A 20,597-nucleotide genomic window follows, 5' to 3' on the forward strand; every position below is an offset into this window, starting at 1 on the left:
TGCGATTTTAATTGGGTTAAGATTGGCAATATACTCCCATTTACCCATAAATTTTCCCTCATTACTCTATTAAACCGATAGAGAAATATCTGTAAACAACTGTATTACAGTAATATATTTTCATATTGTTTAATTTTTTTAGCAAAATATTAGTATTATTGCAAAAATTACTGAGACAACAATTTGCGGTATTATGAAAAAAATCGGTATAATCGGAGGAGGTTTCACAGGCACAATGACTGCGGTACACCTTATTGAAAAATCGGCGGCATGCGATATCACGATATTCAATGATGCGTCCACATTTACACGTGGGACAGCCTATAATCCTTATTCCGATAAGCACCTGCTTAATGTGATCACGTCGAAGATGAGTGCCTATCCGGGTAATTCCGATCATTTCCTTGATTGGGTGATGGAGCGCCCCGACTTTAAAAATAAAGACAGGAAGCTTATTGCCAACGCATTCATGCCGCGTGCACTGTATGGCAAATACCTTACTGAAATTTGGGATAATGCCCTTTCGAATAATGATGGAAAATGCATCGTGAATGTTGTAAACGAACAGGTTACCGACATTGATGTAAATGAAAGCTTTATAACTGTTACAATGGATAACGGCGAAAGCATGCTGTTTGACTACTGCGTAATCGCTTCAGGAAATAATGTGCCCCGAAACCCGCGCATCAAGAGCCCGGAATTTTATAACAGCCCGAATTATTTCCAGAATCCGTGGAAAGAGGAGTCGGTACTCAATCTTACAGAAAAGCCTGTCCTTATAGTGGGCAACGGCCTCACCATGGTAGACACCGTAGTGAGCCTTGTAGAACAGGATTTTAAAGGGGCTATTTACTCGATATCACCTAACGGATTCAACATATTGCCGCACAGGCATATTGGTATGAAATACAGCAAGCTTGCTGAAGAGATAAAGGAAGGCATGACGCTTTTGGAACTGGTGAGCCTTGCCAACAAGCACATTAAGATAGCACGGGAGTATGGCTTTACTGCTGAGCCGGTTATCGATTCTTTCCGGCCTTATACCCAAAAGATATGGCACAATTTTTCTGATAAGGAAAAAAGCACTTTCATGTCGCGCCTGAGGCATTTATGGGGAACGGCACGCCACAGGATTCCGCTTCATTCGTATGAAAAGCTTCAAAAACTGGAGGCTGAAGGAAAGCTGCACATACACTCGGGTAACCTAATTGATATCAGCGAGAATTCAAACGGCATTGAAGTAGAATACCGTGACAGAAATGACGGCGTTATCAAAACGATGGTCGTTGGCAGGATAATCAATTGCACCGGCCCTGAAAGTGATTTCTCAAAACTGGAAAGTGGCTTCCTTAAAAATTGTGTTGAAAACAATATCCTGAAACAGGACGCACTAAAGCTCGGTATTGTTACCGATATTGAATCATACGGCATTATAGGCCCTGACGGAAAAGTGTACCATAACCTGTTCACGATTGGCGGAAACCTCAGAGGTGAGCTATGGGAAAGTACCGCTGTGCATGATCTTAGGGAGCAGGCAGAGAAACTATCGCAAAGCCTGGCATCGAAGGTTCTTTCGGAAAGTGCTGAATTGATTTCGTAATATCGGCAGGAACGGTTAAATATAACCCAAAACACTTACACTTCTATTTATAATGGACTATTTTCATGGTATTGAATTGAAATCATACCATGAAAATAAAAGCCGTTTGCATTATCATATTGTTCTCCCTGCTATCCTGCAAGGATAATAAAGCGAGAAATGAAACCACTACGCAGGATACAATCCCAATTGAAACGGATCATCCTGAAAATAAGGTCATTCCTGCGCCCGAAAGTAAGGCATCCAGCGATCCCATTGATTCATTAAAAAAAGAATTTACAAGGATCAATACGACTTCGCTTAGCAAAAAAACATATACTTACAAATGCGATGAGCTTATTACCATCGACTATTATTACGAAGGTGATAATGTTGTAAAAGCAGTTGTTGACTTTGGTACCGTAGGCGACCATTACCAAAAATCTGAATTTTATTATCGCAATAATAAACTCTTCTTTTACTATGATTTTACAGAAGGAGGCCCGGCTTGCGAGGGCTGTATCGTAAAAACAGAAAAACGCTATTATGTACAGGATGATAAAGTAATTAAATACATGAAAAATAAGGAAGTTGCTAATTGTACAGTATGCAGCTTTAGCGAAACTTCCCTTCCCTACCGCGTGCTAAGTGCAGCTGAAACTAAAGATTTTAAAACCACTTTTTGCAAATAATGGAAAAGAAGACTGAAACATTAGGTACCGTAACCGAATTTACTATTCAGGCACCGCAATTAGGACGCGAAAAAACCATTTGGGTCTACCTCCCCTATAATTATGATGAAGCAGGAAAACGCTTCCCTGTTATCTATATGCATGACGGGCAACATGTATTTGACCATGCCGAATCGGAAAAGCGGGAATGGCATGTTGAGGATAAGCTTAACGTTTTGCATTCGGAAGCTATTATTGTCGGGATTGAGCATGGAGGTACCAACAGGCGCATTGACGAAATGACACCTTATAAAAATGAGAAATATGGTGGCGGCCACGCGGATGACTATCTTAGCTTCATTGTCAATACACTAAAGCCTTATGTCGATGAGCACTACCGTACTTTAACCGATAAAGAAAATACTACTATTTTCGGGAGTTCTGTGGGCGGATTGATATCGTTTTATGCAATGCTTAAGTTCCCCGATATATTTGGCAATGCCGGGGTTTTTTCGCCGTCTTTTTGGTTCAGCCATGAGATATTCGACCTGATGGAAACCGTACAAAAAATCGAAGGCCGCATTTATTTTATGGCTGGCGACCATGAAAGCATGGGTATGGTTCCCGACATTGAGAAGATGGAGCAACTCCTACTGGAAAGAATGGCGGATAGCAAACGTTTGCATAAAAAAATAGTGCATAATGGCAGGCACAATGAGGTGCTATGGGCAAGGGAATTTTCGGATGCGTATACGTGGCTGATGGGTTAATTACTTTTTCAGAAGAGGCACAATCCTTTTCTGCACCATTTTGGAGTCGTCATGCCAGTCGTTATCACGGTTGTCCTTCCAGGTAGTAACCATGATGACTTCGCCTTTTTGATTGAGCAGGATATATTTGGAAAAATCATCGATATCTTCAAATTGCGGCGGCGTAATTTCGCTTACGAATTTCTTGTTCCTTTTCTTTGTCTTCTCACCATAGGCGGCATCACTTAGCACAGCAATTTTGATGTCTTTGTACTGCTCTTTCAGAAAGCTAACTGCCTTTTGAGTCGTCTCACTTTTTTCAGAATCAACGATAATAACATAAAAGTTTAGGTCGTGATCTTTTGCCAGTTTGATGGCGGTGGGCAAGTGCAGCCGGCACGGCTCGCACCATATCCCAAAGGTATAGAACAACGTATTCTTTTTGGATGATGCTTTTGCTATTTCTTTAACCGAAGCGGCATCAACCACAGTAACATTCTGTGCAATAGAATTTAGCGCACACATAAAGGCGCACATAAGGAAATATTTTTTCATAGTAAATTTGGTTAATTCTGCTGTGCCCTGAATAGCGCCAGCAGCATATCAGGATCTATAAGGCCGGTTGGTGAACGCTGCATTTCATTCAGTACGCCTTTCATGGCAAACGGGCTGAGCCCCATATTGATGCCCAGTTCGCGGATAGCTACCTGCTCGTTATCGTGCAGTACCCCATCGGCATGCATGAGGAGCGCCAGCCTGTAAAACTGGAGGATGCGCTGGTGCTCTGTTTTTAGTATTACTTTTTCCGCCGGATGCTCAAAAAGGCTTTCAAAAACAGGTTTGTCAATTTTAAGCTGTGCTGCCACAATAGAGAGAAAAGCCATTTCCCTCTCGTGTATATGCCCGTCGATCTTTGCAAAAGAGATCATTTCGGTCAATAAGCTTAATTTTTCTTCATACGTGTTCATTGAATTACTATTTTTAGCTAATTTATTCTTTTGAATGCTAAAATACAAACGAAATATGAAACCGTATCTGTTTTTATTGCTCGCCTTATTTTCGGTTACCGCAAAGGCCCAAAACACCGCATCGGCAAACTTTTCCACATTCACCGTTCATTCGCCACAGCTTGATACAGATAAAAAGATATGGCTATACCTACCTGCCAATTACAACGCCGACATTAAAAATAAGTACCCGGTTATTTATATGCAGGATGCGCAGAACCTGTTTGACAAAGCGACCTCCTATGCGGGCGAATGGCGTGTTGACGAAACCCTCGACAGCCTGAAAGCCGAAGTGATAATTGTGGGCATAGAGCATGGTGGCGAGAAGAGAATAGCAGAACTTACCCCCTACCCGAACGCAAAATACGGCGGTGGCGATGCAAACATATACCTCGACTTTATAACCGAAACGCTCAAGCCTTATGTTGACGAAAACTACCGCACCAAGACCGACCGGAAAGATACCGCAATAGCCGGAAGCTCGCTGGGCGGCCTTGTATCGTATTACGCTTTACTGAAATACCCTGAGACATTTGGGAAAGCCATTGTATTCTCGCCTTCTTTCTGGTTTTCGAAAGATATTTATTCCCTAACAGAAGAAACCGATAAAATTGATGCTAAAATATATTTCCTTGCCGGAGACAGCGAAGACGAAAACATGGTTCCAGATCTGGAGAAAATGGTAAAGCTGGTTGATGGAAAAATAAGAAATAAAAAGCACCTGCTCAAAAAAGTAGTTGCAGGCGGCAAGCATAATGAAGCGCTTTGGTCCAAAGAATTCCCCGCAGCATTGCTATGGCTAATGGAATAAACGAAGTTGATGCGTTGATTGGTTTATCTGTTTATTGACTAATGATGGTAAATAAACGTATCAACAAATCAACCATAAACTATAAATACTATCTTTGTTAAAAAATTTAATGGAGATGAACAACAACGATGTATTCAAAAAACTTCGTGTAGCCCTTCAGCTTAGGGACGACCAGATAGTTGACATATTGCAGCTCGTGGATTTCAGGATATCAAAGGCGGAGCTTGGCGCTTTCTTCAGGGCTACTGACCATCCCAATTATATGGAGTGCGGTGATCAGGTACTGCGCAATTTCCTCAACGGACTTGTTATCCATTTAAGGGGTACGAAAGAGAACCCAACGAATGCGATGGATGTCATTGAAAAAAACAGGGAAGCCATTAAGCAAAATACAGAGAAACAGCATAATGAAAGGATAGCTTCGGAGAATAAACCCGCAGCTCCCAAAGAAAAACCGAAGAGGCCGCCTCTTAAAGGGCCGAAACAGCATAACAACAATAAGCCTAAAAAAGCACCGCCTGTAGTTGAAAAAGTAAAATTCAGTAATGGTAAAAACAAAAAATCCTGATGTAAGAATCAGGATTTTTTTATGGCTGACGGCACAGAATTTCTATCTTTGGGTAAACCTTGCATCCGATGAGACATTTCTTCGCCACGCTCCTTATTATTTTTACAGGCTTTACCACTACTGCGCAAAAGACCGAATACGTAACCCAAAATACTATTCGCTATTATCCCGAAAGCAGTTATAAAAATGATACTTATGCCGCAGAGCGCTGTGTGCTGGATATTTATTACCCAAAAGGCATTAAAAATTTTAGCACCATAATTTGGTTTCATGGCGGTGGATTAACCGAAGGAAGCCGGTATATTCCCGATGCGCTGAAAGATAAAGGCTATTGCATTGTTGCCATCGGCTACAGGCTTAGTCCTAAAGTAAAAGGCACTACCTGTATAGAGGATGCGGCCGCTGCTATTGCATGGATTTACAAAAATATTGCAACCTATGGTGGTGATCCTTCACTCATTTTCGTTTCGGGGCATTCTGCCGGAGGCTACCTTGCAATGATGACCGTACTGAACAAAACCTACCTTTCTAAATACAGTGTCGATGCGGATAAAATCGCAGGTTTGATACCTTTCAGCGGACAGTGTATTACCCACTTTACTATCCGAAAAGAAAAAGGTATCCCCGAGAAACAGCCGGTGGTAGATGAGTTTGCTCCGTTGTACCATGTACGTCCGGATGCGCCTCCTCTCCTGCTCATTACCGGCGACCGTGAGCTGGAAATGCTTGGCCGTTATGAAGAAAACGCTTACCTGGCCCGGATGATGAAGATTGCAGGGCATAAAGATACACGCCTGCTGGAGCTGGATGGCTATGGGCACAATATGGAAGCGCCGGCATTTCCTTTGTTGCTAAAGGAAGTGAAGAGGATATTGGATACGAAAAAGTAGTTTTCAGTCGATGCTGATTAGAGTTCTTCAACTACGCTGTGCTTCACTCAGGATGACAAGTAGCTAATAACTCGACAAAGTATTTAAAAGAAGAAGCTGTCTCAAAGTACGGTTAAGGTGTGCTTTGTCATTCTGACGAAGGAAGAATCTTTTATTGCCAAAGACTTGAGATTCTTCCTTCGTCAGAATGACACTTTGAGACTATTTAAAAAAAAATCCCGAAGCATAACTTCGGGATTAATTCAAATATATAGTAGTTTATGTTCTCTTAGCTAAGGGCAGCTTTCACCTGGTCAGCAGCTTCCTGGAATTCAACTGCAGAAAGGATCGGCATACCTGAATTGTCGATAAGCTCTTTAGCGATATCGGCATTGGTACCCTGAAGGCGAACGATAATAGGCACCTTGATAGTGTCGCCCATATTCTTGTAAGCATCAACAACACCCTGTGCAACACGGTCGCAACGAACGATACCACCAAAGATGTTGATAAGGATCGCTTTTACGTTCTCATCACGAAGGATGATACGGAAAGCAGTCTCTACCCTTTTTGCATCGGCAGTTCCGCCCACGTCAAGGAAGTTTGCCGGCTCGTAGCCCGCATATTTGATAAGGTCCATAGTTGCCATAGCAAGTCCGGCGCCGTTTACCATACAGCCTACAGTACCGTCAAGGTCTACATAGTTAAGGCCAACTTCTTTTGCCTCAACCTCGATAGGGTTCTCCTCGCGGATGTCGCGCATGTCACTGTATTTCTTCTGGCGGTAAAGTGCGTTGTCATCAAGTACCACTTTAGCATCTACAGCCATTATTTTATTATCCGATGTCTTAAGCACCGGATTGATCTCAAACATTGAAGCATCGCTGTCGATATATGCTTTGTAAAGCGAAGCTACGAACTGCGTCATTTCCTTGAACGCATTTCCGCTAAGGCCAAGGTTAAACGCGATCCTCCTTGCCTGGAATGCCTGAAGGCCAACAGCCGGGTCGATCTCTTCAGTGAAGATAAGGTGTGGCGTGTGCTCGGCAACTTCTTCAATATCCATACCGCCTTCGGTAGAATACATGATCATGTTGCGTGCTTTACCCCTGTTCAAAAGAACAGACATATAAAATTCTGACGTTTCACTTTCTCCGGGATAGTACACATCCTCGGCAATAAGCACTTTATGTACCCTTTTTCCTGTTGGAGGCGTTTGGGGCGTTATAAGGTTCATACCGATGATCTGCTCTGCAATTTCTTCAACCTGCTGAAGGTTTTTAGCCAGCTTTACGCCACCGCCTTTACCGCGGCCGCCTGCATGTATCTGTGCTTTAATAACATGCCATCCTGTTCCGGTTTCTGCAGTAAGCTGTTTTGCAGCTGCTACGGCTTCGGCAGGATTATTGGCTACAATACCGCGCTGAACACGCACTCCGTGGCTTGCAAGTATTTCTTTTCCCTGATATTCGTGTAAATTCATAATTAATGCATTTATCTTTTTAAAAGTGCAACAAAAATAGGAAAATCCATCCAATAGCAGAAAGGTTTTTAAGTTTTTTATTACGATGATCGTTTTAAATTTCTACGCCTGAATTTTGAGAAAGGCATTTGGAATTCGCCTGTTTAAATTAGGGTTTCGGTAATGTTGCCTGTTATTTAAGTATTATCGTTGGGTCATAATTTCGTTTTAACACGCAACCTTTTTATCATTCCCATCTCTTATTTATATAACATTATATTCTTACTGAACCACTAAACAATATGCTATGAAAAACATTATATGCCTTTTAGCTGCTTTATTTGCCTTACTGTTGCCTCATACGACTGACGAAGATTACACTTCCGGGCATTCCCTGAATGAAATCCCTGATTAATTTTTTTGCTTTTATGGCGCAACCTTTATTTGATTTTGACATCTGATAATAAAAACCAGCCATGAAAAAAATGAAATTTTTACTGTTATTGTTGTCGCCCTTACTTCTGGCGACGACATGTGATGACGATCCGGACTATCCGCACATTGGCCTTCAGGGCGAATGGCAGTTAGTACATATCAGTAATGGTTTTGCGGGAAGCTCCAGGGATATTGATGAGGGACTTATCAGTTGGACTTTTTCAGAAAGCTACCGTACACTTTATGTATCGAACGAAAGCGAAGATGCAGATACAGGCCTTACAAGCTCCAATTACCATTATACTATAGATGTTGAAGACCCGGACGTATGTGACGAAGCGCTTACAGTTGGCGAGAGGGAATTCGGATGTATCAGTATAACAGGCGATACACTAAGAATTTCAAAAGAATATGTAGACGGCGACACTTTTACATTCGTCAGATAATTTATGATAAATAAGACCAATAGCCATGAAAAATCTTAAATTTTTACTGCTGTTGCTTCCACCTCTTCTTAGCATAGGCTGCAACCGTAATGACGACCCTGTCACAGACGAACCGGCATTAACCGAAACCTGGAACCTGATAAATGTCAGTGGGAGCATAACCGGAGCAAGCTATGATTTCGATCCGGGGACGATAAAATGGACTTTTCACGGTCAGGCCGTGGTTGTAGTGAACAATAACACGGATGAGAGTGCCGAGGACATGTTCCAATCCGGCACCTACAGCATGCACTACGAGACCAATGAAGCTACTCCCGAAATGTGCGGACAAATCCTTTTTGTGGACGACATCGAATTGGGATGCGCAACCGTCACTGAAAACCAAATAGTTATCTCGCAGGTTTGGGCGGATGGCTACCAGCTTACGTTTGTTAAATAAAGGTTGTTTACTTGTTTGAGCCGGGTTCGATTTAAAACACTGTTTCGTCACTGCGGTTTTAAATCAGTCCGGCTTTTTTTTGCAGGATTTTTAGATTTTGGATTATTAGACTACGCTTTCACATTTGGAATTTGTGATTTGCCTTTTGGAATTTAAAAATCAAAGTTACATTTATAACAATTTGTTATATTTTGTTATTCTTCAGTCACTCACTTGTTTTGGTATATATTCGTGTTTAATTTTACAAAAAAAATAAGGGAGCAGGATTATGGACACGAAACAATTGTTGCAACTGGCAGGAGAATTTGGGAACCCGCTCTACGTTTATGATGCGGCCAAAATACAATCGCAATACCAAAGGCTTGAAAAAGCTTTTGCCAAAGTAGAACACTTAAGGATCAACTATGCCGTGAAGGCGTTATCCAACATATCGGTACTGAAGCTGCTGAAGCAAATGGGCTCCGGCCTCGACACGGTTTCAATACAGGAAGTCCAATTGGGACTGCTTGCGGGGTTTTCGCCCGACAGGATCATCTATACGCCAAACGGTGTTTCGATGGAAGAGATCGAGGAAGTTGCCGCAATGGGCGTACAGATCAATATTGATAACCTTTCGATACTCGAGCAATTTGGTGCCAAGCATCCTAAGACACCGGTTTGCATACGTATCAATCCACACGTTATGGCGGGTGGCAACAGCAATATTTCGGTTGGGCATATTGATAGTAAATTCGGAATTTCCATCCACCAAATGCCACACCTGCTGCGAATCGTGGAGAATACCGGGATGCACATCAACGGCATACACATGCATACCGGCAGTGACATCCTCGATATTGAGGTATTCCTTTACGCAGCAGAGATATTATTTGACACAGCAGTCCACTTTAAGGAACTGGAATTTCTCGATTTCGGAAGCGGGTTTAAAGTTCCTTACAAGAAAGACGACATCCAGACTGATGTGGAAGAATTGGGTAAAAAACTCACCAAACGCTTTAACTCTTTTTGCGCTGAATATGGCCGCGAACTAACGCTCGCTTTTGAGCCCGGCAAATTCCTGGTAAGTGAGGCCGGTTTTTTCCTGGCGAAAGTCAATGTGGTAAAGCAAACAACCTCAACCGTGTTCGCGGGAATAGACAGTGGCTTTAATCACCTCATCAGGCCAATGTTGTACGGGTCGCAGCACCATATCGAGAACATTTCGAACCCTAAAGGTAAAGAACGGTTCTACTCTGTGGTTGGCTACATCTGCGAGACGGACACCTTTGCCAATAACCGCCGCATTCCCGAAATTACCGAAGGCGATATACTGTGCTTCCGCAATGCCGGGGCCTACTGCTTTTCGATGAGCAGCAACTACAACTCGCGTGTGCGCCCTGCCGAAGTGCTTTGGTACGAAGGCAAAGGCCACCTGATACGCGAGCGGGAAACATTTGAAGACATCATCCGCAACCAGGTCATAATGGAATTTGGCGAAGCTACCGTTTAGGTTATATATAATTTTTGTTTTTAGTTTAAAACCGTACCTGAGAGGGTGCGGTTTTTTTTATCAATTGTTGCCAATCACGTCATAAACACTGTTTGCCTCTTTAAGCTTATCAAGTGCCAGAGCCTTATCCTTCGGCCAATAATGCTTGGCAATACCGTACCCTTCAAAAGTTTTTACTTCGCCTGTTTCAGCATATTTCAGTATCTTCAAATATTGATCGGATTCCTTATTGCCGAGCCCAAAAAAATAGGAGCTGTTCTCACCATGAAGCATAAATCCGTAATCACTGAAGGAAACCCTTGAAATTTTTGGAAGCTTGCCCGTTTCCTGTTTTCTATTGGCCTGCATTGTCAGTATTGTAATGCCGTCCTTCGTTTCAAAATAAGCATTGGCTTCGTTTGCCTTGTTTACCCAAAACACCGGCTCTGCCATGACCACCGTCATATCAAAGTGAGTGCCGGGTGTAAAGAAACCGCCTGTATCTTCCTGTGCTTCTGCAGAGAGAGAAAGCGTAAACAAAGCCACGATCAAAATCAAATGGGTAATTTTATTCATGGTGATCTTTAAATGGTTATTACCAAAGCTACAAAAATCTTATTGATTTGGTTTCAACTTCATTTAAATTATTATTCAGTGAACTGTATAAACTGTATGGTGCCCCGCTTGGGAGGGTGCGTTTTTTTATAATTCGGTATCAAAAGCAACGATAGAAGATTTTTTACACCTTTATAGAAATTTTTGGCCTCGATTATAATATTGCTTTCTATATTCGTTATATGAAAGATTTTACCTACCGCCCTGCCGAAATCGCTGATGCCCTTAAGCTGTCGGTGCTCTTTAAGCAGGTATATATCCAGACGTACGGCACGGAAGGCGTGTCGACAGAATTCGCCAACTTCATTACCCACCGCTTCTCTGTTGAACGAATAGAAGGAATAATACGCCGCGATCCCAACTGTCTTACTATTGCTGTTTATAAAGATAACTTTGTGGGTGTTGCAGAGGTTGAATTCGATAAGGAAACCCCTATCGGAAATATCACTGCGCCGGAAATCAGCAAGTTGTATGTACTGGAATGGTTCTGTGGTATGGGCGTTGGCTATGGCCTGACGAACGAGGTTGAGCGGACACTTACCCAATTAGGCTATGAGCATTACTGGCTTTGGGTGCTCATCTCCAACACCAGGGCTATTTCTTTTTACGAAAGGCAGGGTTTTGAATGGATCGGCAATGCCTTTTTCCACATGGAAGCCAATAGCTATGAAAATAAGGTACTGGTAAAAAAGCTTTAATTCGCAGATGGATAAGTTCATTATATTTGCTGTCAATACACTACTCTATGCAAAAACTCAAAGCCGTAATTTTTGATCTCGATGGTACCCTTGCCAATACCTTACCATTATGCATTAGCGCCTTCAGGCAGTCCATCGAGCCGTTAGCAGGACGCACAATAAGCGATGCCGAAATTATAGCGACTTTCGGGCCTTCTGAAGAAGGTACTGTTATGGCATTGGCACCACACCATTTTGATAAAGGTGTGAGTGACTACCTCCGCATTTATGAGGAAAGCCATGCTATGTGTCCCGCGCCTTTTGAAGGGATAATACCTGTATTAGACTTTCTGAAGGAAAAAGATATCCGTATAGCGATGGTTACCGGTAAAGGAAAAGTAAGCGCCGATATCTCTTTGGACAAATTCGGGGTTGCCCATTATTTTGAACTGTTGGAAACAGGCATGCTGCAGGGGCCGAGCAAACCAAAAGGCATAAAGTCGATACTGGACGTATGGACAGACATTGCCAAAGATGAAGTAATCTATGTAGGCGATGCGCCAAGCGATATCACTGCATGCAGGCAGGTAGGCATACCTATAATTGCTGCTGCCTGGGCGGAAACTGCCGAACCGGAACTGCTTGCTTCCCTGCAGCCGGATGAGCTGTTTTATAGTGTACATGATTTCGCTGCATGGTTGCAAACACAGGTATAATCGGTAATTACTACTATATATTACGTAATCAATGAAATTACTGCTCCCTTCCCTCCTGCTCCTTTCCGTTTTTTCTTTTGGCGGCAGGGATAAATTTGCCTGTATTAATAAACCGTTTCAGGGGCCTACAGATACGGACACTCTGGTCATCGGCGATATTAACAACGACAAAATTATTGATACTGCTTTTATCGTTGGCCCAAAATGGCTCAATGAAGAGGACGGATGGGGCGACCCAAAAACTTCACCTTATGAGATAGACGTGCATTTCTCTTGCGGTCTGCCATCTATACATGATGATAACGCAGTAACAGGCTATATAGAGAACATCGGAGATATTGATGGTGATGGGGTATCGGAGGTAATTGTTGTCCCGATATGGTTCATCGGTTGCTGGGGCAGGATGAAATTTTATACGTATAAAAAAGGCCAATGGCGCTACTTTGGCGATGCCGATTGCCATATATGTACGGATGAAAAGTACATTGGCAGGATCACGAAGCTCAGTAAAAATAAAATCCGGGTCATTGAGGATGCCTGGGATAGCGAATCTGCCGACAGAGTGAAGAAGCCCAAGATATTGAAGTTAAATTCCAAATAACAAGTAGCAAATTCCAAAACACAAATTTCAAAATGAAAATCCTTCTTATATCCCTTGCTGCCTGCCTGCTGTTTACTGTTGGCGATATTTCAATGCTAAATATAAAGATTGGCAGTCCCCAATCAGGCCTTAAAAACATTAAACTGGAAGAAGTAGCGAAGGATGGCGGCATGGTAAAGTACCGCACCAAAAATGGTAATGATTTCTCGATTACGGCTGTAGATAGCAAAGTGGCCTTTATGGAAAACGACTGGCTTCAGGATGCTTCCGCTAAGACATCACTACTGCCGGGGTTTACTTTTGGCGAGACTTCATTAAAAGATATAAGGAAAAAGTTTGGCACGAACGGTTTCAGCCATACGAATATGTCGGGCGGGGCAACCGAAACCCACGTGATACAATTCAACTGTTTTGAATTTGATTCTCCCGACAATGAGGTGCTCGTAACCATAACCAAAGTCGCCCTGGATTCCGGTGCTAATGAAGAGAATATATCTTCACTGCTAAAGCTGGATGCGCTTATCATTGCTGATAAAGCCTATCTTGACGAAATATGGGGAAGCGAAAAAGTGTATGACCCGAATTATAAAAAGATCAAGCTCTAATCGAAAATCACGGCTAAATACAACGTATAAATAACGTTCAAAAAATGAGCGCTTTTATATTAGTTTTTTACCTTTGGGAAAACCTATATTTTTCATCTATGGACAGGAGAAGATTTTTCAGGAACGGATCGTTATTCACACTTGGCGCTACACTGATAAGCCCTCTTAAAGGCACAGCCAATATATTAGACACAGGTATACTGGACAAAAACAAAAAAGCAAAGAATATTATCTTTATGGTTAGTGACGGTATGAGCACCGGCACCCTGAATATGGCCGACCTGTACCTTAACCGCAAATTCGGAAAAAGTTCCAACTGGCTTCAATTATACAAAGACCAACGTGTAAGCCGTGCATTGATGGACACGGCCTCTGCCAGTTCTATCGTTACCGATTCTTCCGCAGGAAGCTCCTCATGGGGGGGCGGTATTCGGGTAAATAATGGCTCACTTAACGTTGGCCCAAAAGGCGAAAGGCCGTTGCCAATACTCCAGAAATTTAAAAAAGCAGGTAAGATGGTCGGTTGCGTGACCACGGTGCCAATTACCCATGCTACCCCGGCGGGATTCTGCGTGAACAATGACAGCCGAAACTCACAGCCTGAAATCGCGGAAGATTACCTGAAAATAGGATTTGATATCATGATGGGCGGCGGCAATAAGTACTTCAGCGCTGAAAAGAGGGAAGATAAAAATGATGTATATGCCGACTATAAGGCCAAAGGCTGGCAGGTAGCAAAGAACAGGCAGGAAATGATGCAGGCAACCGAAGGCAAACCTATATTGGGCGTTTTTGCAGAGGATGCACTGCCCTTCAGCATAGACCGCAGCAGCAGTGGGACGCTAATGGCCAATACACCTACCCTGGCCGAAATGGCTAAAAAAGCCATTGACCACATGAAAAACAGCAAGAACGGTTTTGCCCTGCAAATCGAGGGCGGAAAGGTGGACTGGGGAGCGCATTCCAATGATATTGCCGCATTGCTCTACGACCAGGTGGCATTTGATGAGGCCATTAAAGTCGCAATAGATTTTGCAGAAAAAGATGACGAGACACTGGTAATCATTACGACCGACCACGGCAATGCCAATCCCGGGGTGATATATGGCAAGGAAGCCAACAAGAATTTTGACAACCTGCAGAATTATGTACAGACCAATGAATGGGTATTGAATGAGATAAAGCCAACTTCGACCACAGCACAGGTGCGGGACCTTATAAAAAATTCTCAGGCCACCACCATAACCGATGAGGAGGCAAAAACACTTTTGAGCTACTATACCGGTAAGTTTGGAAAGAAAGACGGGCTGTACAATTATAATAATCTTCCTTTTAGAGAATTTGCAGAAATGCAGAAAAAATACAATTCGGTGGGCTGGATAAGCATGGATCATTCGGCGGATTATGTAGAGCTGGCGATGTTTGGCCCCGGCAGTGAATTGCTGAAGCCTTTTGTAAAAAACACCGACCTGCATTACCTGATGCTTCAGGCAGCTGAAGTTGAGAATAAATTTTAGCCTATGAAAATCCTGCTTTGTTTCTTCGCTTCGGTATTGATTTTTAGCTGCAACACATCGGGAAACCTTCCTGATGAAGATGACCTCCAGGACGGTGACCTTATTTTCCAGGAATCTACATCAGCGCAAAGCAAAGCTATTCAATTGGCCACACATTCTAAATATTCACATTGCGGGATTATTTTTAAGGGAGAAGGAGAATGTTTTGTGGTTGAAGCTGTGCAGCCGGTGCAGTCGACCCCGGTTAAGGATTGGATAAAACGCGGGAAAGGCGGCCATTATGTAGTGAAGCGCCTTAAAGATGCTGATGATATACTGACGCCCAGGTTTCTTGGTGAAATGAAAAAAATAGCCAGGCTGTCGGCCGGGAAAGATTATGACCTTCATTTCAGCTGGGATAATGATAAAATGTACTGCTCTGAACTTATCTGGAAAATTTACAACCAGAAAGGCAAAGGGCCGGAAATAGGTCGGCTCCAGAAACTCAAAGATTTCGACCTCTCCAACCCGGTCGTAAAACAAAAGCTTACCGAACGCTACGGAAATAAAATACCTTATAATGAAAAAGTTATTTCTCCCGCTGAAATGTTTGACAGTGAATTGCTTGAAACGATTATTTCTGAGTGAGAAGCAACACGGATGAAACTGATTTTTTTGATTTACACAGATAATTTTTTAAACGCTAGTGAGGCATAAGGCCGTTGATTAAAACTGAACAGCCATCATTTCCTGCTTTGCGGATTCAAAGTCAGCAATCATTTCCTGTACAATTTCGCCTGCCGGCTTTATATCATGGATCAGTCCTGCTATCTGCCCTATTTCGAGTTCGCCTTCTTCAAGGTCACCCTCAAACATTCCTTTTTTGGCACGGGCACGGCCTAACAATGTTTTTAGGTCATCTACCGTTGGCGCGGTCGAATATAATGCCATCACATCATGAAAAAACTTGTTTTTTATCAATCGTACCGGCGCTAATTCTTTAAGGGTAACGTGGGTATCGCCATCCTGAGTATTGACAATTGCCTGCTTAAACTTTTCGTGCGATGAGGATTCTGTTGAGGCCGCAAACCGGCTCCCCACCTGCACCCCATCGGCACCCAATACCATTGCGGCGAGCATTCCGCGGCCCGTGGCGATACCGCCTGCTGCAATCAGGGGCACGGATAGTTGTTCCTTTACCATCGGGATAAGGGTAAAAGTTGTAGTCTCTTCGCGTCCGTTATGGCCCCCGGCTTCAAAACCTTCGGCTACAACAGCATCCACACCGGCCTCCTGCGATTTAAGCGCAAATTTCACGCTGCTTACCACATGTACTACAGTAATACCTTTCTCCTTTAAAAATGCCGTCCATGTTTTAGGATTTCCCGCAGAAGTAAATACGATTTTCACACCTTCTTCCACGATGATATTCATGATCTCTTCGATGTTCGGGTACAGCATCGGTACGTTTACAGCGAAAGGCTTATCGGTTGCTTTTTTACATTTTTGGATATGCTCCCTCAGCACTTCCGGGTACATTGACCCTGCCCCGATGATGCCGAGGCCGCCTGCATTGCTTACGGCGCTTGCCAGTTTGTAGCCACTGGCCCAAATCATTCCTGCCTGTATTATTGGATATTGAATGCCAAATAGTTGCGTAATTCTGTTCATGTGTTTGTTAAAGTGGTTATTCCTTTATTATCCTCCCCGATTGAACTCCCTGCAAGCTCTCGATACTATAACTATAAATGCCCTTGGTAAGCTCATTTGTTGTTAACGAAGCGTGATCTGCAGTTACATTCTCCTCTATCACTTTTTGTCCAATAGTATTGAAAACCTTTACAGTTGCATTGAGCATTCCTTTCGGAAACACAAAGTTTACGGTTCCGTGCGTTGGGTTTGGATAGATAAGGAAAGGCTGTTTTTCGATATTTTCAAGCCCAAGTCCGCTGTTCAGGGCCAGGGCAAAATCGGGAATGCCATAGCCAAACTGTGCATTAGGGTTGGCATAACGGTCCGCTGATTGTTTTACTAATTGAAGTATCTCTGCATTGCTCAAACCGGGCAGCGCCTGCCAAAGGCATGCTACCAATCCTGCGGTTATGGGGCTGGAAAAAGAGGTGCCGTTTGCAGCGCCTATAGCACCTTCGGTATTGGATAAAACCGATGCCACACCCTGGGCCATCACATCGGGCTTGACCCGCATATCATAGCTGGGCCCAATAGAGCTGAAGGGAGCATATTCTTCGGTTGCATTTACTGCGCCAACCGTTAAGGTATCGAAGGCATCGGCAGGCACAGCAATGTGTACATTGGCGGTAGTCGCACTATTTCCGGCAGAAGTAACACACAACATACCACGCGTAAAGGCAACATTGGCACCGCGCGTTATAAAAGCGGTCTGGCCATTGATATCTTCGTATGTATAACTATAGGCAGGATTATCATATATAAAATACCCAAGCGAAGTATTGATCACATCGGCACCCAGGCTGTCGGCCATCTCGGCGGCCTGTACCCAATAGGACTCCTCAACAGGGTTTTCGCCGGAAACATCTTCGGTTACAAAAAGGTAGTAAAACGCATCAGGGGCCGTACCCACAAGCTGTCCCTCGGTATAACCGCCCATGGTTGAAAGCACAAGTGTGCCATGCGTGCCCCCTGAATAATAGTTCTCCGACTGGCCAACAAAATTATAGCCGCCCAGTATAAGGTTGTTGTCCCGAAGCCTTTGGAAAGGCTGTAAATTATCAACTCCCGGAAACCCTGCGTCGAGTACCGCGATGGTCATTCCGGAGCCGGTGAAATTTTGCTGGTGCAACAGGTGGCCATTTAGCATTTGGATCTGGTTTACCGAAGTGCCGTAACTAAAATCGGCAGACGTTTCCATTACTTTATTAACCGCTGTTGGCTGGTGAATGCTTCCCGGCCTTCCGGAGGTATTCAACAGCTTGTTGGCAAAGTCAACATGGTCGACAAAATCAAGGTTGGCAAGCAGGTTTATGGCATCTTCACTTCCGCGGATGTGCAGGCAGTTGAGCCATTTAGATCGCGCCATAACTGTGATTCCTGGCGAAGCAGTTATTGCATCAATATACGCCTGATGAATGGGTATATCAATAATGTCCAGCGCAATATTGTGTGCTTCCCTCCTGTCGAGTGCTTTTTGCGAAAGCATTTCTAACGGGTTAGCGAGATAGAAGTCGGCATCAGGCTTATCTTTAAAATATACCCACGCATCCTCCTCCTGTGCAGAAACAGCTGCGGAAATAAGCAGTATCAGGACATATAACAGCTTTTTCATAGGCGAAAAGTATGACATTTTCTAAAATTAAGCAAGCGAGTAAACATCTTGCCGGATTAAATTTAAAATCTATTTTTGTTATATCTACGAAAGAAAACCATTTTATGAAAAAATTAATCGCCGGGCTCCTCCTGTTCGGCTGCTATACTGCCGTTGCGCAGGTAAAATTAAGTGATTCCGACTTTAAAAACCTGGTTGCCATAAGCGAGATACGCTCGAAAGATTACATGGCAAACGGAAAGGATTATGATAAATCGCTCAAAAAACTCCGCACGCCAAAACTTAGCCATATACTCGACGTATTAATGCTGCTTGATGGCAACGACAAAGCGCTACTCAACCCTGAACACCTTACCCGCCCCGATAACGAAGAACTCCAGCTTTGGTATGTCCTAAACGAGATTGGGAATAATTTGCAGGAAGACAACAAAAACCCAAGGCCAAATATTGATGTTGCCAAAGAAACCCTTGCCAAACAAATTGATGAGCGCTGGCTGGTGGACAATTATTACAACGAACTTGACAGGGGACTCTCGATGCTGTTTAATGAGAAAGACCTCAGTGCTATCAATCTTGACATCGACAGCTACAGGTTGAAAAACCAGACTGAAAAAGTGATCTTTTTCCTGAATATAACGAAACCCTTTATACAGCGTTTTCAGGTGCTTAACCATGTGAAGAACCCTGATAAGCTGATGGAGTTCGCTGCCCGGATGCCACAATTTAACGGTAAAGGCTATTATGCGTTTACCAATTTCGATTTTGAGGATTTTGAATATCCTTACGACGATGGCATGGCCTCCTATACAATGACCGGGCTGCAGCAGTACTACCATTCGCTGATGTGCCATTTTATGGCGACTGCCGAAAAAGGGATGTCGGCGGTTACAAGGGAAATATATTATAACTCGATACTGTCTGTCCCGAAATATTTCAAATATTCGGGCGTGGAGACCGACCTCACGGAGATATACAATGATGCGAAGAAATAGCTTTTATACTATTTATTTCACGATTCCTGATTTTTTTGTTACTTCACAAATCTTATTTTTGTAAGATAACTTTTAAAGAAATGCTATACCTTATTTTAAGTATTATCTGCAGTGTAACGGTGGGCGTTATCTTTAAGATTGCCAGGAAATACGACACCTGCATTACGCAGGTTATTGCCTGGAACTATGTTTTCGCTATCATCCTCTGCTACGTTTTTTTCAGTCCCGACCTGGCGGCTATAGCGCCAACGGAGCACTGGAGCCTTTATACCCCGCTTGCAGTATTACTGCCTGCCATATTCATTCTGATGGCTACTTCGATCAGGCATATGGGTATTGTACGGACAGATGCCGCGCAAAGGCTGTCGCTGTTCATACCTATACTTGCAGCATGGTTCATTTTTAAAGAAGACTTCAATATATTAAAACTGGCAGGGCTGGCCGTAGGATTCCCCGCCATTTTACTTATCGTATCGCGCCAGCAGGAAAACCAGGGGCGGCAATGGGTATATCCACTTCTGGTATTGTTCGGGTTCGGAATCATCGACGTACTTTTTAAGCAGGTGGCGTTACTTCCTTCGCCGGGCTATACAACATCGCTGTTCATTATTTTCTGCGGGGCGCTGGCGGTAACCGTACTAATCGTTCTATACCAGGTTATCTTCAAAAAAGCCGCCCTGAAGCTTATGAGCCTTGCCTTTGGGACACTGGTGGGCATATTCAATTTTGGGAATATCCTCTTCTACCTGAAGGCGCACAAGGAGTTCGCCGATAACCCGTCCACTGTTTTTGCCGCCATGAATATGGGCGTTATTGTTGTGGGAAGCCTTGCAGGGATATTGCTCTTTAAGGAAAAACTATCGAAAGGGAATTATGTTGGGATCGTTTTGGCGTTGGTGGCGATTGTTTTGATAACGTTGTCGCAAATTTATAAGGGGGCGTGATGGAACGCGGATGATAACGGATTTTCTTGGCAACATTTTTCATTTTGAGAGAAGGCAGAAATCTCTAATCGGTATGAGTGTAGTTGCGCTGGCGCGATGCTTCTGGCTCGTGTCCAAATCATTACCGGCACTGGCAAGATGCC

Annotated in this window: 23 protein-coding genes; 17 read left to right on the plus strand and 6 right to left on the minus strand. The window is 43.4% G+C overall.

Annotated elements, in window-relative coordinates:
• The first annotated feature begins 193 nt into the window (after window positions 1–193).
• The 3 genes from AAEO56_RS09200 (at window position 194) to AAEO56_RS09210 (ending at window position 3,020) form a co-directional block, all read left to right on the plus strand.
• On the plus strand, window positions 194–1,600 hold the full coding sequence (locus AAEO56_RS09200) for an FAD/NAD(P)-binding protein (protein ID WP_341696752.1): 1,407 nt from the start codon (window positions 194–196) through the stop codon (window positions 1,598–1,600).
• Window positions 1,601–1,689: 89 nt separating this feature from the next.
• A complete protein-coding gene (locus AAEO56_RS09205) occupies window positions 1,690–2,271 on the plus strand; it encodes a hypothetical protein (RefSeq protein WP_341696753.1) in 582 nt (193 codons plus the stop codon).
• Window positions 2,271–3,020: an alpha/beta hydrolase gene (locus tag AAEO56_RS09210; RefSeq protein WP_341696754.1), complete on the plus strand. Its 750-nt coding sequence runs from the start codon at window positions 2,271–2,273 to the stop codon at window positions 3,018–3,020. The genes AAEO56_RS09205 and AAEO56_RS09210 overlap by 1 nt, the downstream gene beginning before the upstream one ends.
• On the opposite strand, the gene AAEO56_RS09215 is transcribed toward AAEO56_RS09210, so the two are convergent.
• Together AAEO56_RS09215 and AAEO56_RS09220 are read right to left on the minus strand one after the other, a co-directional pair.
• Window positions 3,021–3,554 (minus strand): TlpA family protein disulfide reductase, encoded by a 534-nt coding sequence (locus AAEO56_RS09215; protein ID WP_341696755.1) that lies wholly within the window; start codon window positions 3,552–3,554, stop codon window positions 3,021–3,023.
• Window positions 3,555–3,565: 11 nt separating this feature from the next.
• Window positions 3,566–3,967, minus strand: coding sequence for an excinuclease ABC subunit B (locus AAEO56_RS09220; RefSeq protein ID WP_341696756.1), 402 nt, complete (start codon window positions 3,965–3,967; stop codon window positions 3,566–3,568).
• A 55-nt stretch (window positions 3,968–4,022) separates the two neighbouring features.
• Here AAEO56_RS09220 and AAEO56_RS09225 point away from each other — a divergent pair, with 55 nt between their 5' ends.
• The 3 genes from AAEO56_RS09225 (at window position 4,023) to AAEO56_RS09235 (ending at window position 6,275) form a co-directional block, all read left to right on the plus strand.
• On the plus strand, window positions 4,023–4,817 hold the full coding sequence (locus AAEO56_RS09225; RefSeq protein ID WP_341696757.1) for an alpha/beta hydrolase: 795 nt from the start codon (window positions 4,023–4,025) through the stop codon (window positions 4,815–4,817).
• A 115-nt stretch (window positions 4,818–4,932) separates the two neighbouring features.
• Window positions 4,933–5,385, plus strand: a complete 453-nt coding sequence (locus AAEO56_RS09230; RefSeq protein ID WP_341696758.1) for a DUF1456 family protein — start codon at window positions 4,933–4,935, stop codon at window positions 5,383–5,385.
• 68 nt (window positions 5,386–5,453) lie between these two features.
• A complete protein-coding gene (locus AAEO56_RS09235; RefSeq protein ID WP_341696759.1) occupies window positions 5,454–6,275 on the plus strand; it encodes an alpha/beta hydrolase in 822 nt (273 codons plus the stop codon).
• A gap of 268 nt (window positions 6,276–6,543) precedes the next feature.
• On the opposite strand, the gene sucC is transcribed toward AAEO56_RS09235, so the two are convergent.
• A complete protein-coding gene (gene sucC, locus AAEO56_RS09240) occupies window positions 6,544–7,737 on the minus strand; it encodes an ADP-forming succinate--CoA ligase subunit beta (RefSeq protein ID WP_341696760.1) in 1,194 nt (397 codons plus the stop codon).
• A gap of 455 nt (window positions 7,738–8,192) precedes the next feature.
• Between sucC and AAEO56_RS09245 the strand changes: the two genes are divergently transcribed.
• The 3 genes from AAEO56_RS09245 to lysA all read left to right on the plus strand — a co-directional run bounded on the left by AAEO56_RS09245 (window position 8,193) and on the right by lysA (window position 10,525).
• Window positions 8,193–8,597, plus strand: coding sequence for a hypothetical protein (locus tag AAEO56_RS09245; RefSeq protein WP_341696761.1), 405 nt, complete (start codon window positions 8,193–8,195; stop codon window positions 8,595–8,597).
• Between the two features lie 25 nt (window positions 8,598–8,622).
• Window positions 8,623–9,036: an RNA-dependent RNA polymerase family protein gene (locus AAEO56_RS09250; RefSeq protein WP_341696762.1), complete on the plus strand. Its 414-nt coding sequence runs from the start codon at window positions 8,623–8,625 to the stop codon at window positions 9,034–9,036.
• Between the two features lie 268 nt (window positions 9,037–9,304).
• Window positions 9,305–10,525 carry a diaminopimelate decarboxylase gene (lysA, locus tag AAEO56_RS09255; RefSeq protein WP_341696763.1) on the plus strand — a complete coding sequence of 407 codons (1,221 nt, stop codon included), beginning with the start codon at window positions 9,305–9,307 and terminating at the stop codon, window positions 10,523–10,525.
• 60 nt (window positions 10,526–10,585) lie between these two features.
• On the opposite strand, the gene AAEO56_RS09260 is transcribed toward lysA, so the two are convergent.
• Window positions 10,586–11,080, minus strand: a complete 495-nt coding sequence (locus AAEO56_RS09260) for a hypothetical protein (protein WP_341696764.1) — start codon at window positions 11,078–11,080, stop codon at window positions 10,586–10,588.
• Window positions 11,081–11,301: 221 nt separating this feature from the next.
• Here AAEO56_RS09260 and AAEO56_RS09265 point away from each other — a divergent pair, with 221 nt between their 5' ends.
• The 6 genes from AAEO56_RS09265 (at window position 11,302) to AAEO56_RS09290 (ending at window position 15,862) form a co-directional block, all read left to right on the plus strand.
• Window positions 11,302–11,817 carry a GNAT family N-acetyltransferase gene (locus tag AAEO56_RS09265; protein WP_341696765.1) on the plus strand — a complete coding sequence of 172 codons (516 nt, stop codon included), beginning with the start codon at window positions 11,302–11,304 and terminating at the stop codon, window positions 11,815–11,817.
• A 47-nt stretch (window positions 11,818–11,864) separates the two neighbouring features.
• Window positions 11,865–12,512, plus strand: coding sequence for an HAD family hydrolase (locus AAEO56_RS09270; protein ID WP_341696766.1), 648 nt, complete (start codon window positions 11,865–11,867; stop codon window positions 12,510–12,512).
• 31 nt (window positions 12,513–12,543) lie between these two features.
• Window positions 12,544–13,113 (plus strand): hypothetical protein, encoded by a 570-nt coding sequence (locus AAEO56_RS09275; protein WP_341696767.1) that lies wholly within the window; start codon window positions 12,544–12,546, stop codon window positions 13,111–13,113.
• Window positions 13,114–13,145: 32 nt separating this feature from the next.
• On the plus strand, window positions 13,146–13,718 hold the full coding sequence (locus tag AAEO56_RS09280) for a hypothetical protein (RefSeq protein ID WP_341696768.1): 573 nt from the start codon (window positions 13,146–13,148) through the stop codon (window positions 13,716–13,718).
• Between the two features lie 98 nt (window positions 13,719–13,816).
• Entirely contained in the window at window positions 13,817–15,235 is a 1,419-nt protein-coding gene (locus AAEO56_RS09285; RefSeq protein ID WP_341696769.1) for an alkaline phosphatase, read from the plus strand.
• 3 nt (window positions 15,236–15,238) lie between these two features.
• Window positions 15,239–15,862, plus strand: coding sequence for a YiiX family permuted papain-like enzyme (locus AAEO56_RS09290; protein WP_341696770.1), 624 nt, complete (start codon window positions 15,239–15,241; stop codon window positions 15,860–15,862).
• Window positions 15,863–15,940: 78 nt separating this feature from the next.
• Here the strand turns inward: AAEO56_RS09290 and AAEO56_RS09295 are convergent, their stop codons facing one another.
• Together AAEO56_RS09295 and AAEO56_RS09300 are read right to left on the minus strand one after the other, a co-directional pair.
• Window positions 15,941–16,885, minus strand: coding sequence for an NAD(P)H-dependent flavin oxidoreductase (locus AAEO56_RS09295; protein ID WP_341696771.1), 945 nt, complete (start codon window positions 16,883–16,885; stop codon window positions 15,941–15,943).
• A 16-nt stretch (window positions 16,886–16,901) separates the two neighbouring features.
• Window positions 16,902–18,518: a S8 family serine peptidase gene (locus tag AAEO56_RS09300; RefSeq protein WP_341696772.1), complete on the minus strand. Its 1,617-nt coding sequence runs from the start codon at window positions 18,516–18,518 to the stop codon at window positions 16,902–16,904.
• A gap of 104 nt (window positions 18,519–18,622) precedes the next feature.
• Between AAEO56_RS09300 and AAEO56_RS09305 the strand changes: the two genes are divergently transcribed.
• Together AAEO56_RS09305 and AAEO56_RS09310 are read left to right on the plus strand one after the other, a co-directional pair.
• Window positions 18,623–19,510 carry a hypothetical protein gene (locus AAEO56_RS09305; protein ID WP_341696773.1) on the plus strand — a complete coding sequence of 296 codons (888 nt, stop codon included), beginning with the start codon at window positions 18,623–18,625 and terminating at the stop codon, window positions 19,508–19,510.
• 80 nt (window positions 19,511–19,590) lie between these two features.
• Window positions 19,591–20,454, plus strand: a complete 864-nt coding sequence (locus tag AAEO56_RS09310) for a DMT family transporter (RefSeq protein ID WP_341696774.1) — start codon at window positions 19,591–19,593, stop codon at window positions 20,452–20,454.
• Window positions 20,455–20,597: the final 143 nt, after the last annotated feature.

It is taken from the genome of Flavobacterium arundinis, from assembly GCF_038289855.1.
Lineage (GTDB): Bacteria > Bacteroidota > Bacteroidia > Flavobacteriales > Flavobacteriaceae > Flavobacterium > Flavobacterium arundinis.